The organism is Spiroplasma tabanidicola (genome assembly GCF_009730595.1).
Lineage (GTDB): Bacteria > Bacillota_I > Bacilli_A > Mycoplasmatales > Mycoplasmataceae > Spiroplasma_A > Spiroplasma_A tabanidicola.
Genome location: NZ_CP046276.1, coordinates 353,209 through 368,737 on the forward strand (window position 1 = coordinate 353,209; position 15,529 = coordinate 368,737).

At 23.8% G+C, this 15,529-nt stretch carries 18 protein-coding genes; 13 read left to right on the forward strand and 5 right to left on the reverse strand.

Annotated features, from left to right (window positions below; translation table 4 throughout):
• The first annotated feature begins 74 nt into the window (after nt 1-74).
• The 6 genes from argS (at nt 75) to STABA_RS01635 (ending at nt 4,197) form a co-directional block, all read left to right on the forward strand.
• Complete coding sequence (gene argS, locus STABA_RS01610) at nt 75-1,754, forward strand: arginine--tRNA ligase (protein WP_425505169.1); 1,680 nt, start codon at nt 75-77, stop codon at nt 1,752-1,754.
• 194 nt (nt 1,755-1,948) lie between these two features.
• Nucleotides 1,949-2,482 (forward strand): translation initiation factor IF-3, encoded by a 534-nt coding sequence (gene infC / locus STABA_RS01615; RefSeq protein ID WP_156005857.1) that lies wholly within the window; start codon nt 1,949-1,951, stop codon nt 2,480-2,482.
• Nucleotides 2,483-2,503: 21 nt separating this feature from the next.
• The gene (rpmI, locus tag STABA_RS01620) at nt 2,504-2,698 is read left to right on the forward strand and encodes a 50S ribosomal protein L35 (protein ID WP_156005859.1); all 195 of its coding nucleotides are present in this window, start codon (nt 2,504-2,506) and stop codon (nt 2,696-2,698) included.
• Between the two features lie 17 nt (nt 2,699-2,715).
• Nucleotides 2,716-3,081, forward strand: coding sequence for a 50S ribosomal protein L20 (gene rplT, locus STABA_RS01625; protein WP_156005861.1), 366 nt, complete (start codon nt 2,716-2,718; stop codon nt 3,079-3,081).
• A 77-nt stretch (nt 3,082-3,158) separates the two neighbouring features.
• Nucleotides 3,159-3,494 (forward strand): hypothetical protein, encoded by a 336-nt coding sequence (locus STABA_RS01630; protein ID WP_156005862.1) that lies wholly within the window; start codon nt 3,159-3,161, stop codon nt 3,492-3,494.
• Nucleotides 3,495-3,576: 82 nt separating this feature from the next.
• On the forward strand, nt 3,577-4,197 hold the full coding sequence (locus STABA_RS01635) for an ABC transporter transmembrane domain-containing protein (RefSeq protein WP_156005864.1): 621 nt from the start codon (nt 3,577-3,579) through the stop codon (nt 4,195-4,197).
• 87 nt (nt 4,198-4,284) lie between these two features.
• Here STABA_RS01635 and STABA_RS01640 read toward each other — a convergent pair whose 3' ends face one another.
• From STABA_RS01640 to STABA_RS01650, 3 genes are all read right to left on the reverse strand, one after another.
• Nucleotides 4,285-4,770, reverse strand: coding sequence for a hypothetical protein (locus STABA_RS01640; RefSeq protein ID WP_156005866.1), 486 nt, complete (start codon nt 4,768-4,770; stop codon nt 4,285-4,287).
• Between the two features lie 727 nt (nt 4,771-5,497).
• The gene (locus tag STABA_RS01645; protein WP_156005868.1) at nt 5,498-6,400 is read right to left on the reverse strand and encodes a hypothetical protein; all 903 of its coding nucleotides are present in this window, start codon (nt 6,398-6,400) and stop codon (nt 5,498-5,500) included.
• A gap of 32 nt (nt 6,401-6,432) precedes the next feature.
• Nucleotides 6,433-6,846, reverse strand: coding sequence for a hypothetical protein (locus tag STABA_RS01650; protein WP_156005870.1), 414 nt, complete (start codon nt 6,844-6,846; stop codon nt 6,433-6,435).
• 123 nt (nt 6,847-6,969) lie between these two features.
• On the opposite strand from STABA_RS01650, the gene STABA_RS01655 reads away from it, so the two are divergent.
• Nucleotides 6,970-7,815: an ATP-binding cassette domain-containing protein gene (locus STABA_RS01655; RefSeq protein ID WP_156005872.1), complete on the forward strand. Its 846-nt coding sequence runs from the start codon at nt 6,970-6,972 to the stop codon at nt 7,813-7,815.
• Nucleotides 7,816-7,826: 11 nt separating this feature from the next.
• The gene (locus STABA_RS01660) at nt 7,827-9,410 is read left to right on the forward strand and encodes an ATP-binding cassette domain-containing protein (protein WP_156005874.1); all 1,584 of its coding nucleotides are present in this window, start codon (nt 7,827-7,829) and stop codon (nt 9,408-9,410) included.
• Between the two features lie 53 nt (nt 9,411-9,463).
• On the opposite strand, the gene trpS is transcribed toward STABA_RS01660, so the two are convergent.
• Entirely contained in the window at nt 9,464-10,477 is a 1,014-nt protein-coding gene (trpS, locus tag STABA_RS01665) for a tryptophan--tRNA ligase (protein WP_156005876.1), read from the reverse strand.
• Nucleotides 10,478-10,637: 160 nt separating this feature from the next.
• Between trpS and STABA_RS01670 the strand changes: the two genes are divergently transcribed.
• Nucleotides 10,638-11,441 carry a diacylglycerol kinase catalytic domain-containing protein gene (locus tag STABA_RS01670; protein ID WP_156005878.1) on the forward strand — a complete coding sequence of 268 codons (804 nt, stop codon included), beginning with the start codon at nt 10,638-10,640 and terminating at the stop codon, nt 11,439-11,441.
• Complete coding sequence (locus STABA_RS01675) at nt 11,441-11,812, forward strand: hypothetical protein (RefSeq protein ID WP_156005880.1); 372 nt, start codon at nt 11,441-11,443, stop codon at nt 11,810-11,812. Before STABA_RS01670 ends, STABA_RS01675 begins: the two co-directional genes overlap by 1 nt.
• Nucleotides 11,813-11,821: 9 nt before the next feature.
• Here the strand turns inward: STABA_RS01675 and STABA_RS01680 are convergent, their stop codons facing one another.
• Nucleotides 11,822-12,124 carry a rhodanese-like domain-containing protein gene (locus STABA_RS01680; protein ID WP_246157342.1) on the reverse strand — a complete coding sequence of 101 codons (303 nt, stop codon included), beginning with the start codon at nt 12,122-12,124 and terminating at the stop codon, nt 11,822-11,824.
• A 223-nt stretch (nt 12,125-12,347) separates the two neighbouring features.
• On the opposite strand from STABA_RS01680, the gene STABA_RS01685 reads away from it, so the two are divergent.
• The 3 genes from STABA_RS01685 to STABA_RS05835 all read left to right on the forward strand — a co-directional run bounded on the left by STABA_RS01685 (nt 12,348) and on the right by STABA_RS05835 (nt 15,366).
• Nucleotides 12,348-14,060: a ribonuclease J gene (locus tag STABA_RS01685; RefSeq protein ID WP_156005884.1), complete on the forward strand. Its 1,713-nt coding sequence runs from the start codon at nt 12,348-12,350 to the stop codon at nt 14,058-14,060.
• A gap of 759 nt (nt 14,061-14,819) precedes the next feature.
• A complete protein-coding gene (locus tag STABA_RS01690) occupies nt 14,820-14,987 on the forward strand; it encodes a hypothetical protein (RefSeq protein WP_156005886.1) in 168 nt (55 codons plus the stop codon).
• A gap of 79 nt (nt 14,988-15,066) precedes the next feature.
• Complete coding sequence (locus STABA_RS05835; RefSeq protein WP_170264675.1) at nt 15,067-15,366, forward strand: hypothetical protein; 300 nt, start codon at nt 15,067-15,069, stop codon at nt 15,364-15,366.
• The last annotated feature ends 163 nt before the right edge of the window (nt 15,367-15,529 follow it).

A 15,529-nucleotide genomic window follows, 5' to 3' on the forward strand; every position in this document is an offset into this window, starting at 1 on the left:
CGTAAAACAAATAATAATTATTTAATTTTAAAACATAGATATATTTTAATTATAATAATATTTGACATATAGAATTGAGGAACATTAAATTGAGTTTATTTGTACAAAAAATTACTAATATCTTAAATAAAATAATCATAGAAAATAATTTAAAAGGCGAAATAATTATCGAAAGCTCAAAAGACGAAAATAAAGGAGATTTTTCAACAAATTTTGCCTTGATAAATTCGAAATTAAATGAAAAAAAACCTAGAGAGCTTGCAGGCGTTTTAATAGCAAGTTTAAGTAGAGAAAGTTTATTTGATAAAGTTGAAATAGCTGGACCAGGATTTATTAATATGACAATTAATAAAGAAAGTTTAGGTGAAGTTATTTTAAAAGTTCTAAAAGAAAAAGATCAATATGGTAAATCAAGGGTTAAAAATTTAAAATATAATCTAGAATTAGTTTCTGCAAATCCAACTGGATATCTTCATATAGGACATGCAAGAAACGGAGCAATTGGTGATAGTGTTGCAAGAATTTTAAAGTTTGCTGGATACGAAATAGAAACAGAATATTATACAAATGATGCTGGAAATCAAATTAATATTAGTGCGTCAACTTTGTTTTATCATTATAAAAACTTATTAAATGAACCTGTAAATCAACCAACAGAAATGTATGGTGGGGATATGTATATTGAGGTTGCTAAATTATTTTTAGAAAAATTTGGTGACAAATTTAAAAATGCAAATATAAATGAAGATAATAAAATAGATGATCCTGAAATTCATAACATATTTAGAAGTGAATCAATTAGTTTTTTTATGAAAATAATAAAACAACAACTAAAAGATTTTGGTGTAGAAGTTGATTTATATACAAGTGAAGCAAAAATGTATGAAACACATGAAATCGAAAAAACATTAGATTTATATGAAAAATTGGGAAAGACATACACTAATGATAATGCTTTATGATTGAAAACAACCGAATTTGGCGACGATAAAGATAGAGTTTTAAAAAAATCAAATGGTGATTACACCTATATAACTCCTGACTTAGCAAGTCATAATTCAAGATTTAAAAGAAGTAAGGCAGATTTGTATGTTAATTTTTGAGGTGGAGATCATCATGGTTATATTAATCGTATGAATGCAGGCTTAGCATTATTAGGATACCCATTAGGAATTTTAAAAATAGATATGATTCAAATGGTAAGATTAATAAAAGATGGAACAGAATTAAAAATGTCAAAACGTAAAGGTACAGCAATTTGACTTATTGATTTACTTGAAATGGTAGGAAAAGATTCAATAAGATATATGCTAGTATCTAAAAATCCATCAAGTCATATGGATTTTGATTTAGATGTTGTTTTGAAAAAAAATAGCACAAACCCAGTTTATTATGCACAATATGCAACTGCAAGAGCTTATAAAATTATTCAAAAAGCTAATGATTTAAATTGAGATTTAAATAACTCTAATTTTAATTTATTATCAACTCAAAAAGAAAAAGAAATAATTTTATTGCTTGATGCTTTTAATAAAACTGTAGAATATAGCGCAAACAATCGTTTACCTAGTGTGATTTGTGATTACATTCAAAATTTAGCAAAAAGGTTTCACTCATATTATTCTGATTTTAAAGTAATTGATGAAGAGAATGTTGATTTAAGTACTCAACGTTGTCAATTAGTTAAAGCAATATATCAAGTATTATCAAATTGCTTTGATTTAATTGGAATTGATGTTATAAATTCTATGTAAAAATAATAAAAAAAACATAAATATATAAAATATTGATATATAATTATTTTGTTTAAAAAGAAGAAGCACATGCTCACCACAACTTTTAGGAAGTGGTAATAAACTATTTATTATTCTTAAATCTAAGAAAATTTAAATAATTTTGAGTGTGTCGTTAATCTTTTTTAAGGACACACTTTTATTTTGGAGGAACAATGGCAGAAAATAACAAAAGCGCAAAAACAGAATTTGTTAATAAAGAAATTAGAGCAAGACAAGTGCTTGTAATCAATGAAGATGGTACTAAACTAGGACCTATTAATAAATTTGAAGCAATTAAAATGGCAGAAGAACAAGGATTAGATTTATTTCAAGTAGGGATGCAAGACAATCAAACTGCTATTGCAAAAATCTTAGACTTTGGTAAATACAAATACGAGCAAAAAAGAAAACAACGTGAAAATAAAAAAAACCAAGTTAAAGTTGAAAATAAAGAAATTAGACTTACAGTTGGAATTGGCGATCACGATATGGATACCAAAGCTAGAAAAGCAAGAGAATTTTTAGAAGAAGGCGACAGAGTTAAAATCTCATTGAAATTCAAGGGTAGAGAAATAGCTTATCAAGAGTTCGGGAAACAAACTTTAGACAAGTTTTTTGAAAAAATAGAAGATATTGCAAAAGTTGAAAAAGAAGCAAAACTAAATACAAGATTTTTAGATATGTATGTGGTTCCTAAAAAAGGTTAATTAAATAGAAGGAGAATAGCTATGCCAAAAATGAAAACAAAAAGCGCTCTAGCAAAAAGAGTGAAAAAGAATGGTACAGGTAAACTAAAAAGAGGTCACGCTTATAGATCTCACTTAGCACAAAACAAATCAACTAAACAAAAAAGACATCTTAAAAAAGCATCATTTATATCAGCAGGTGATATGAAACGTCTAAAAGGATTATTACAAAACTAAAAGGTAGGTAGAAAAGTATGGCAAGAATTAAATTTGGAAAAGTAACCAGAGCAAGAAGAAAACGTTGAATTAAAAGAGCAAAAGGATACTACGGAACTAAAAAAGCAAACTATAAAAAAGCTCATGAACAAGTAGTAAGATCAATGCATTATGCATTTGTTGGAAGAAAACTTAAAAAACGTGACTTTAGAAAATTATGAATTGTGCGTATCAACGCTGCTGTTAGACCTTTAGGATTAAGTTATTCAAAATTTATGAACGGAATAAAATTAGCTGGAATTGATATTAACAGAAAAATGCTATCTGAGTTAGCTATTCATGAACCTCAACAATTTGCAAATATTGTTGAAGCATCAAAAAAAGCTTTAAGTGCTAAAAAATAAAGATAAAATAATAAACAGATTTTAGAGCACAACTCATAAATCTGTTTTTTTGTTATTCATAAAGAAGGAGAATCAATATGGCAAAGTTTAATAATGGTGTTATTGATTTTGATAAAGAAGATATTGAAGCAGCTTGAGAAAATGCTCCACATCTTGTTAATAAAGAAAAAGAAGAATACAGAATGTGCTATATTTGTAAATTCCATATGCTTAAAGAGAATTTTGACAAAGATAAGTTGAGTACTTATGGATGAATTGTTGATCTAATAAATTTGAAAAAATTAGATTTAGATCATAAAAATTTTATAGCTATCCATCCATGATGTATGGAATATAAAAAAGGCTTAGATAATAGATCATTATTAAAAAAAGTAAAAGCTCAATTATGAGCGTTTAATGATAGTAAGGAATAATTTAAAAATGACGAGTGAATATAAAAAAATAATTAAGTAAATAACTAAAAATTGACTTAATTTATTCGAAAGAAATGAAAAAATGAATAAAATAGTAAGAAAATATTGATTTAGTATTTTTTTGTGTTTAATTTTAAAAGTTATAGGTGATATTGTTTTTATATCTTCTAGTTATTTTTTATCTAAAATAGTTAATCAGATTATAAATGAAAATAAGCATTTTTTAGATTTGTGATTTTTAGTGCTGCTAACAGCGATAGGAAACATTTCCGGAATAGTTCTAGAATATTTTAGTAATTTGATAGCAACAAAATTATCTTATAAATTAAAAATGAAACTTATAGAAATTGTTGCTTTAAAAATTAATTCTTTATCAGATTTAGAATATGAAAAATATAAAAAAGGTGAGTATTTATCTTGATTTAAAAATGATGTTCCGAATGTATATTATGCAATAAGTGCAAAATTAATATTTCTATGATCGGATTTAATATTATGTACTATTTCTCTTATATTAATTTATATTTTTGTAAGTTACATATTACTTTTGTTAACTTTAATAGGAGGAGTTTTAATTTTATTAGTTCCTATATTTTTGGGTAATATAAAATCAAAAATACAATCAAAGCTATCAAAAGAACAAGGTGTATTTACGCAAGGAATAGAAAAATATTATAAATGGATATACTGAATTTTCTTTTAGAAATAAAAAAAGTTTGTTTAAAAAATTAATTACAAATTATTCTATTAGAATAGAAAAATATAAGTTAAAAAAATAGAATAGACAACCTTAAAGAGACCAAAAAATCTTATGATATTTGGTTTTTTTTTTATTATATAAATAATTTTGTAAATTATTTCTTTTAATAATGAATTCATCAAAAAATAATTTAAACTCTATGATGCTTTTAAATTCATTTCCATATTCTGCAAAAAAACAGTCTTTGTATCAACCGTTTAAAGCTTCTGTTGGTGCGTTATGTTTAAATCCAGCTTCAGACATTGATAAAACTAAATTTGGACATAAATTAATTAAATCTTTTACCGCATATGATGCATTTGCAATTTTTCGATCAGTTTGAAGTATTGTAAAATCTACTTTGTATTTGCTTATAACTTTTATTACCTCTTTAATTGTTTTTACAACAACTTCTGAGTTTTCACTTAAAGAAAAATTATAAGCAATCATATCTCTGTTATATCAATTATATGCAAACTCACCAAGTATTTTAACTTTTTTGCCTTTAGTTATAAGGTCTAAATATGAACCGTCCATTCCTATTTTTTGTAAATTATATTGAGTACTAAAATCTTTCTTAATTAGATCAGGTACAACATTACCTCTTTGGAGATTTTGTCTTTTATGTTCTCTATTAATTTTTTCTAATTTTACTAACTTTTTATTTCGTAATTCATTTATTATCTTATAACTAATATTAACTTTAAACTCATCACTTATTCAAGAACTAACATTTCTAGAACCGGATGAACCATTTTTTTCTGTAAACTTATTTATTAAAACAACTGCTTGATCATTATATTTTCTTTTTAATTCTATTGTTTAATTTTTTAAAAGCTCTTCTTTATTTTTATTTTTTCATTTAGCATAATTAGAAAAATTAACAAATAGAGCTTTACATTTATCTTTCATATTTAGTTCACAAGACTCATCAAAATAAATCACATTATAAACTGGGAAAAATAAATTCTACAGTTTTAAATATTAACGCCGGCACTAGCTGGCGTTTTTCAATTTAAAACTTTTTGTATTCTTTTGTTATTATACCAATCTATATACCAATCTATATACCAATCTATATACCAATCTATATACCAATCTATATACCAATCTATATGGTTAAAAATTTCTTTGAAGCTCATTTTGCTTGTATTAATATGATTTAGATATTCTCCTTTTAAACAACTAAAAAAATATTTAATTTCTCTATTATCTAAGGAATTACCAACTCTGCTCATTGAAGTTTGGCCATTTATCTGTTTTATTAATCAGTAACCTCGTTACTTGAATATTGAGAACCATGATCTGAATGTAGAATAAAATTAGATTTATTAATTTTAGTTATAGTATCAACAACCAACTGTGTATTATTATTTTTTGACAAGCATCATGACTCAATTTTTTTAGTTTTATGACTAATAGCAGCAGATATATAATAATAATTTCCTTCTACCAAACCAGGTATGTAAGATACATCAGTCGCAATAATATTATCAATACTTGGATTATAATTGCGTTTAACTAAGTCTTTATATTTAGCATAAATATTTTTCGATTCTTGTTTTCTTTTTTTAATTCTTGTTTTGATTATAAAACCTCATCTTTTTAAATAATGTCTTAAAGTTCTATCGCATATGAATATTTTTTCTTTTTCTAATAATATACTTATTTTTCTACTGCCATAGATAAACTTAGACTCACTTAAGATTTTCACAACTTCACTTTTTAAATTATTGTATTTATAACTTCTAATTTTTTGCTTTTTATAAAAAGTTGTTCTATGCATTGATATAATTCTTGCCTTCGTACTAATATTTAATGATTTTATTTTATTAATAGATTCTTTCTCTCTTTTATCTCTTTGGTTTTTTATTCAATCTTCGATTATTTCACGTTTTTGTTCTTCTGTTAGATCATTAATTATTCCAGGAATATCAGAATCATCTCTCTTTTTATGTCTTCCTGAACCTTTTTTTCTTTTTAAACTTTTCATACCATAATTATCTAATAAATAAGCTTTTTGTTTTATTCTTTTTTGAAGATTTTGCGAAAATTTAATTTCTTTTAATTTAAATTTACGATACTCTTGTTCAGCTATTTTAATTCCTTTTGTTTTATATATTCCGATTATCTCAGCTCATTGTTCTATTGTTAAATTTTTTGACATAAAAAATTCTACACCTCTTTCTTGTGTAGAATTTATTTTTCCCTGTTTATTATATGCATTGTTTTTCAGGCCTTCTTACTTGTTTGTATCTTCATTTGAGTTTTCGATAAATTCATGAAAGAAGGCATGCGCTTTTCCAAAAACTCAATTTTTGCCTTATCTTTTAACTTTTCTTTTTTAAGCTTGTTTAATTCTTTTTCAAGTTTCTTATTTTCATCTTTAAGCAATTTATTTTCAATGTCTTTTTTCATATAAATATTAACCTCACAAGGCGAATAATTTAATTCGCTTTCTAATTCGTTAATATTATATCTTTTTACTCATTGTTTTATTTGAACTTGACCACTTTTTAAGTTTAATTCTTCAGAGATTTTAGAAGTTTTTTCTCCAGCTAAAAACTTTTTAATAGCAATTAATTTTATCTTTTTATCTATTACTTTTGGCATATAAAAACAACCTTTCTATAGAAACTTATTATTTAAACTTTTTTAAATAATTGGTCTCTTTAAGGTTGTCTATTCTAATATAATTTTGGATTTTTATTTAATTGTTTAATAGGTATTTTTCAAATGATACTACAGCAAAGTTGAATAATAGTAGCGGCTGTATTATACTTTTTAGATTTAGTAAAGCCCGGTGCGCTATTACTAACAACAGCTTGTTCTTCTTTCTTTTTGTCTGGTTTTGTAGGTTTGGTTAGTGATGTTTCAAATGCAAAAGAAGGAAAAAGTTTAATAAAAAAATACAAAATAGAGAATAAAATAAAAAAAGAAATATTTAAAAATATTGAGTTTAATGAATTAGAAATAAGAAATTTAAATTACTCTGTTGAAAATAAACAAATATTTAAAAATTTTAATTTAGAATTTAAGAAAAATAAGAAATACTTAATAGTTAGGGAATCTGGAAAAGGTAAATCAACTTTATTTAGAATAATATTTGGTATCATAAAAAATCATTCAGGAGATATTTTTATAAATAAAAATATAAATTATAAAGATTTAAGTGATAAACAAATTAAAAAAATTATTTCATATTTACCTCAACAACCAACAGTTTTTGATGACTCAATTAGAAATAATGTAAATTTATGAGATAAAAGTATTAAAGATGAAAAGATATTAGAGGCATTAAAAAAAGTTAATTTATTAAATATTGATAAACAAAGTTTAGATACTAAAATAAATCCAGACAATAAAAACTTTTCGGGTGGGGAAGTTCAAAGAATGGCAATCGCAAGAGCTCTTGTTGAAGATAAACAAATTATAATAATGTATGAGATAACTGCAAGTTTAGATAAATTTAATAGAAAGAGCATTGAAGATCTTGTAGGTGATTTGAATAAAACTGTTTTATATATTTCTCATACAACAGAACTAGATAATAAAAATTTTGATTATGTAATAAAGTTATAAGAAAGGAAATTATGAAAAAATATTTTAAAAAGATATGAGTATATTATGTTTTTTATACATTAATAGATATATTGAGTAGTTTAATCTTGAACTATAGTTTTTTAGCAGTAGGTCAAATACTTGACGATGCGATGAATAAAGATAAAAACAAGTTAATTATTCATACAATAGTGATTATTGTAGGACTTAGCATAAGTCAAATTTTATCTAGTTTTAACAGTTTTATTATTGTTGCTAGAGCAAACAAAAAGTTAATTATCGAAATTAGAAAAACAATATCAGATAAAATTAATTCATTAAGTTTTCAAAACTATAGCGAATATAAAAAAGGTCAGTATATATCTTGATTTACAAATGATGTTGAACTAATTCAATCAAATGTTTTTGACCCAATTTATAGTATATTTAAAAATACACCATCAATTTTTATAATAGCTTATTCATTTTATTCACTTAATTGAATACTAGGAGTGATAGCTTTTATTTCTGTGATTGTATCGATAGTTTTACCAATGTTTTTTTACAAAAAAGATGAAAAGTATAATTATCAATATTCCAAAACTTCAGAACAAAATTCAACTAAGTCTCTATCGTTAATAAATGGTTATAAAGAATTATCATACCGTAATAAAAAAGAAACTTTCAGTAAATTAATTTGTGATATAAACAAACCGATTGAACTTTTAAAGAGTAAAATAAAATCTTTTGATTATAGTAAAAATTTGATAGGTAGTTTAGTTAGAAATTTATTTAAAATAGCAATCGTTTTAGTGGGAATTTACCTATTTTCCATTGGAAAAGCAACAGCTGGTTCTGTTATATCAGCGCCAGTAATAACTTATAATTTAAACAGTTCTGTTTTAAGTTTGGCAAATTCTTTTATAAAAATTAAAACTGTAAAAAAAATAAAGGAAAAATTTATTTTTGAAAATGCACAAGAAGATAATTATATTCCTAAAAAAATTCGATTTAAAAGTTTAAAAATTGATAATTCAACATTTTTTATTGAGAAAAGAAAAATTTATAGCAATTTTGAATTAGAAATAAAAATTAATAAAAAATATTTGTTAATAGGTGAGTCCGGAAAAGGAAAGACAACTTTATTCAAAATAATATTTGGTTTAATAAATAATTATAAAGGAGATATAAAAATAAATAATGAAATAAATTATAAATCCTTAGATGTAAAAGATATATGAAACTTAATTGCATATATACCACAAGAAAGCATAATATATAATGCATCAGTTAGGGATGATATAAGTTTATTTGATGATTCAATTAATGACGAAGAAATTATTGATGTTATGCACAAAGTGAATTTAAAAAAATGATTAAATGAAAATAATCTTAATACTATGTTGGTTAATGATACAAAAAATTTATCAGGAGGCGAAGTGCAAAAAATTGCTATTGCAAGAGCGTTACTACAAAATAAACCTTTTATGATTATGGATGAAATTACTGCCAGTTTGGACAACGAAAACAGATTAAACATTGAAAAAATGGTTGCAAATTTAGATAAAACAGTACTATTTATCTCTCATACAATTGATATAGATAATAATAATTTTGATTTAACTATAAGATTATAATAATTATAAAAAAAATAATTGTAAACACTTATAATTTTAAAAAAGATTCACAATTATTTTTTCTTGTAATTCAATCCAACCAAGTTTTTAACTTTATTAATTTTTTTAAAAGCTTTTTCTTTTGCTTTTTTTGCACCTATTTCTAATCATTCTTCAACTTGTTTAGAATTGTATATTTCTTTGTATTTATTTTGAATTGGAGTTAGTAAGTCTACAACAGCTGCGCTTACTTCATCTTTTAATACTCCATAATCTTTTTCTTTAAAAAACTCTTCAACGTCTTCAATACTTATATTTTTTAAACAAGAGTATATAGTAATCAAATTACTTACACCGGGTTTATTTTCAGGGTCAAATTTGATTAAGTTTTCACTATCAGTAACCGCAGACTTAATTTTTCTTTTAACTTCATCAATATTATCTAATAAGGCTATGTAAGATTTAGGATTATCAGAAGATTTTGACATTTTTTTTGTAGGATCCTGTAAATCTAAAATCTTTGCACCCACTTTTGGAGTATATTCTTCTGGAATTTTAAACATTTGTCCGTATTTAGAATTCATTCTTTCTCCAATACTTCTTGTTAATTCTATATGCTGCTTTTGGTCTTTTCCTACCGGTACTAAATCTGCATCATATAATAAAATATCTGATGCCATTAAAACCGGATACATTAATAATCCTGAAGGAATAAATTCAGTACCATTACTTGATTTTAATTTACTTGATTTATCTTTAAATTGAGTCATTCTATTAAGTTCACCAATATTTGTATTACAAGTTAAAATTCATGATAATTCACTATGTTCACTTACATCACTTTGTAAAAAAACTGTAGCTTTATTTGGATCTAATCCACAAGCAAAATATAGGGCAATTGCTTGTTTTATATTTTGTCTTAAAACTTCTTTTTCAATTGGTGTTGTAATTCCGTGTAAATTAGCTACAAATATGTACATATCATATTCGTCTTGTAATTCAACAAAATTTTTTAATGCCCCAATATAATTTCCTAATGTAATTTTTCCAGTGGTAGTAATACCAGAAACCATTCTTTTTTTATCCATAGTAAAATATTCCTTTTCATATGCATATGGTTATACAATAAATATTATAAATATAATTAATCTATATTGTTAATTAAAAATTATTAATTTAATTAAAAAACCCTATCAATATCTCTTAAAAATATTTAAAATAGTGATAGCGATTAAAAAGAGGTAAGAGATGTTTAAGTTTAATATAGTAAATAATGATTATGAAATAACCAAAGCGCCAGTTTTGAATTTAAAAGAAAAGTTGCTCGAAAAAGGACATATAATTGATGAAAAAAATCCCGAATATGTATTTATAATTGGAGGAGATGGAACATTTTTAAAAGCTGTTCGTCTTTATCAAGAAAAATTAGATTTAGTTAACTTCGTACCTTTTAAATTTGGAGGAATAGGATTTTATACAAACAAAAATGACTTAAAACAAATTGATATGATAATTGATAAATTAGAAAAAAATGATTTATTTAATTTAACTTATCAATTATTAGAAGTTGAGAATGGACCAACTACCCATTATGTAGTTAATGAAATAAGAATTTTAAATGAAAAAAAACCTCTTTATGTAAAGGTATTTATAAACGATGAATATTTAGAAACATTTCATGGAACTGGACTAGTTGTGTCAACTTCAACTGGAAGTACAGGATATATTAAATCAGCTGGAGGAAGTGTTGTTTTACCTAAAAATAGTGGCTTGTATCAAATTCAAGAATTAGTTCCTGTAAGTACAAATCGCTTTAGAACTTTAAACTCACCAATTATTTTAAATGATAGTTATTATGTAAAGTTAGAATTTGAAACTGAACAAGAGGTGCTGATTTGTGATACTCATGTGACAGAAGTACATGGAACAATTTTGAATATTAAAGTAAGTAACAAAAAAATAAAAGTATTAAGCCATAAAGATCCTAAATCAATGAGTGAAATAAATATATTAAGAGAAATATTTATTATTGATAAGAAAGAAGTGGAATAATGAGCAATAATTTGATTTATATAATGGTTGGAATAATATCTGCATTATGTTTAATCTCTCTTTATATCTATCTTTCTTTTACAAAAAGAATAAATATAAAATTTAAAAGAAATAAATTACAAAATGATCCTAAAGCTTTTACCTATTCAAATATTATGAAAGGTTTAGGTGGAATAGAAAATGTTTCTTCAATAGAAAAAGATAAAATTTATTTATTAAGTTATAGTATTGTAAATATTAAGTATTTGAAATCAATTGGTATAAAAGTAGATAACCAAAAAGATTATGTGGTTTTAGATGTTAAAAATTTTAATATGAATAACTTTTATAAAAAGTTAGAAAATGAATTAGAAAAAAATAAAAACTCTTAATTCGAGTTTTTATTTTTTTCGACTATATCCATAAGCTCCACCAATTAATACTTTTGCATTGTAACCTTTTTCACTTAAAAATTCAGCTGATTCACCACTTCTGTTTCCAGCATTACAAACTGTGACAATTAATCTTTTTTTATCATTTCCAACAATTGCTTGATAATTTGATAATAACTTACTAATTTCGCAATTTATTGAATTAGGAACTTTTGGTAATGTTTTATATTCCATATCAGTTCTTACATCAATTATTAAAACATCAGGATCATTTTCGATTTGTTTGAACTCCTCATAACTTATACTTCTCACAATAACACCTCAAAATTATTATATCACTTGTGATCAAGTGATTATTTTTTAAGAATTTTATAATAAAATGTTGGTAAATATATAAACTTACTATGTATTTTTGTTAAAAAATAAATTATAATCATAAAGATTAAACCTGTTGAAAATTTTTAATATATAAGATAATCATTAAATTTACATACCTTTAAAAAATAATAGAATTGAATAGGAGAGAATTATTAATATGGCAGAAATTAAGTTTATGGCCCTTGGTGGTCAAGACGAAAGAGGTAAAAATGCCTTTATTGTAAGTGTTGATGGAGACTTATTTGTTTTTGATGCAGGAATTAAATTTCCAGAAAGAAGTATTTTAGGGATTGATGTTGTTATTCCTAGTTTTGAATATTTAGAAGCAAATGCAAAAAAAATAAAAGGAATATTTTTATCTAATCCAAGTAGCAATAATGCTGGAGCAATAAGTTATATTTTAAGAGTAATTGATGTTCCAGTTTATTGTAATGAATTAACTTCAACACTTTTAAAATATAGAAATTTAAAATATAGAATAAAAAATAGAGAAAATAACTTCAAAATTGTAAATGATAAAGATATTGTCAAATTTGGTAAAAACAGTGTAGAAATTTTTAGAACTACATCAAGTTTTCCTGAAACTTTTGGATTTGCTTTACATACAGAAGATGGAACAATTGTTTATGCAGGAGATTATATAATTGATGGTAATGAACAATCATGATTTTCAACAGATATGAATCACTTAGCAAAAATTGCAGAAAGAAATGTTTTAGCACTTTTAAGTGACTCAGAATATGCTTCAAGAATTGGATATACAGTTCCAAATCATCGAATTGATAAATATATCGCAACGCCAATGAAAGATCTTAAACATCGTTTGGTTTTAGGATTATTTGAAGAAGATGTATTTAAATTATTTGAAATTATCAAACAAGCAAAAGAACAAGGAAGAAAAATGGCGATTTATGGTAAAACAATTTCAAAAGTTGTTGAATCAAAAATCATTCAAGATTCTTTAAAAATTTCAAAAGATGACATCATCTCATTAGAAGAGTATATGAAATCAACAGATGGAATTTTAGTTTTAACTGGAGCAGGAGATTTATTATATTCTAGATTAGCAAAAATCGCTGCTGGAAATGATGAAGTTATTGAGTTTTCAGAACAAGATACTATTGTTTTAGCAACTCCTCCAGCAGCAGGGGTTGAAAAACGTCATGCCGAAATTTTAGATGAACTTGCAAGAACAAATGCTAATTTAATTGCTTTGAGTGATAAAAATATTTGAGCAATGCGTGCAAGTTATGAAGATATAAAATTAATGACTAGAATTATGAAACCAAAAAGTTTTATACCAATTAAAGGGTTATACAAAGAATTTTTAAGTGCAGAAAGAGCAGCGCTTGAAGCTGGTGTTAAAAAAGAAAATATTCAATTAATTAATAATGGACAAGTGTTAAAAATTTCAAAAGACGGAAGACTTGTAATTGCTTCAGAAATGATAAAAACAAGTGATGTTTATGTTGATGGAATTGGAGTTGGAGATATTGGTGCTGTAGTTTTAAACGAAAGAAAACAACTTGCAACAGATGGAGTTGTAAGTATTGGTGCAAATATTGATGAAAAAACAAAAGACTTAGCTTCATTAATAGATATTCAAATGCGTGGAGTTATTTATATTCAAGAAGATAATCCAATTTTTAAATTAATGCAAAAGCAAATTGTGACAATTTTAGAAAAATACAAGATTGAGGCAAAAACAAAAAACATTCCATATGATTTAAATAATATTAAAAAAGATATTATTTCTAAAATTAGAAGTTCTATAAAACAAGAAACAGGAAAGCAACCAATTGTATTGGTAGTTGTAAATGAAATTAATGTTAATTCGTTTTATGAGCCTAAAAAGAAGGTAAATAAATAAACCAATTTCTCGGTTTATTTTTTTTATTAAGAATATAATTTAAATATAATATTTTTTAAATGAACAAAAAGTAATGTGAGTAATCTAAAAAAACTAATATATTTTTTAAGTATTTTAATTTCTTCAACTATAACTTCTCAAACAATCTCAGTGCTATTTTTTCAGGAACAATTATAGATAGAAATGAAGAAGCAAAACAAAGTGATATTTGCTATTTTGTTGGAAATATTAAAAAATATGTTTTAAAAGAATACAAAATTCCAACAAAAGAATCGTTAGTCACTTTATTAAGTGCAAAAGCTAGATTTAAAGTTGTTTTAGAAAATATTGAAAAAGAAAGCACCATATTTTAGATAAATTATAAATCATTAATCACAAAAATAAAAATACAAATTATGTAAAACAGATTTTTATTTCCTGAAATTAAAAGTAATTCTCTTGCCATGAGTAAGATCAAAAATAAATCAATTAATTTAAATTACATAGTTAAAATTAATGAAGTAGATAAAAAATACATTAAAAATTTTTTGATGAATTAGTTTATAACGGAGAATTAAAAAAATATAATAATCATGATGATAATCTTAGGCTTGTTTTTAATAATATATTAAGTGAAACATTAGATGAAAAAGTATTTAAATTTATATTTAAAACTTATGTTTTAGATTACGCAATATTTCTAGCATTGGTTATAGTGATGATTTTGCACAAGACTATGGAATTAATAACAACTTTTTAAATATCTATGGTAAAGATGGTATGAAATTTAGCAATTATAGTTTAATCCCTTTAAATATAGAGCATTTTAATTACACAAGAGATATAAACTTTGATTTTGGTAATGTAATAACTTGAACAAGAAAAGAGTCAAAATTAAATAAAAAGATTGATTTAAATGGTTTTGATAAAGATAGAATTATAAATTAAAAATTTAATTTGATTTACTTAAATGATTTTAAAAATTAACCAATACTTCTGAAGGGTTTTTAAAATATTTACTAATTCAATGTTTAAAGAGTTTTTTGCAAACTTCAGTAATTTATTTTTACAAGAACTAATAAATTTTTATATAACAAATATAACTATAAAAGCAAATAAAAATATTTATCTATATCCTAATAGTCAATTGAAGTTGGATAATAAATCTAGAACAAATTATAAAGATTTTTTTCTAGCTAATAAACATAAAAATGTTTTAAATAATGTAGAGTTTAATTTATTATTTAGTGCGAATCAAAAGAGTACAAATTTTTTGAATAGTTTAAACGAAATAAGATTTTATATAAGTTATGAAGATTGAAATTAGAAAGAAAGCTGATAATATGAATAGTAAAAAAAATAAAAAAAAAGTTAGTTTCAAAATTAGTGATAAAATTTAGAATAAATTATAATTATAGTATTTTAGGTGTTTTTAATTTAATTAGTTTATTAATATTATTTTTAATGCTATATATTCCATTATAAGATAA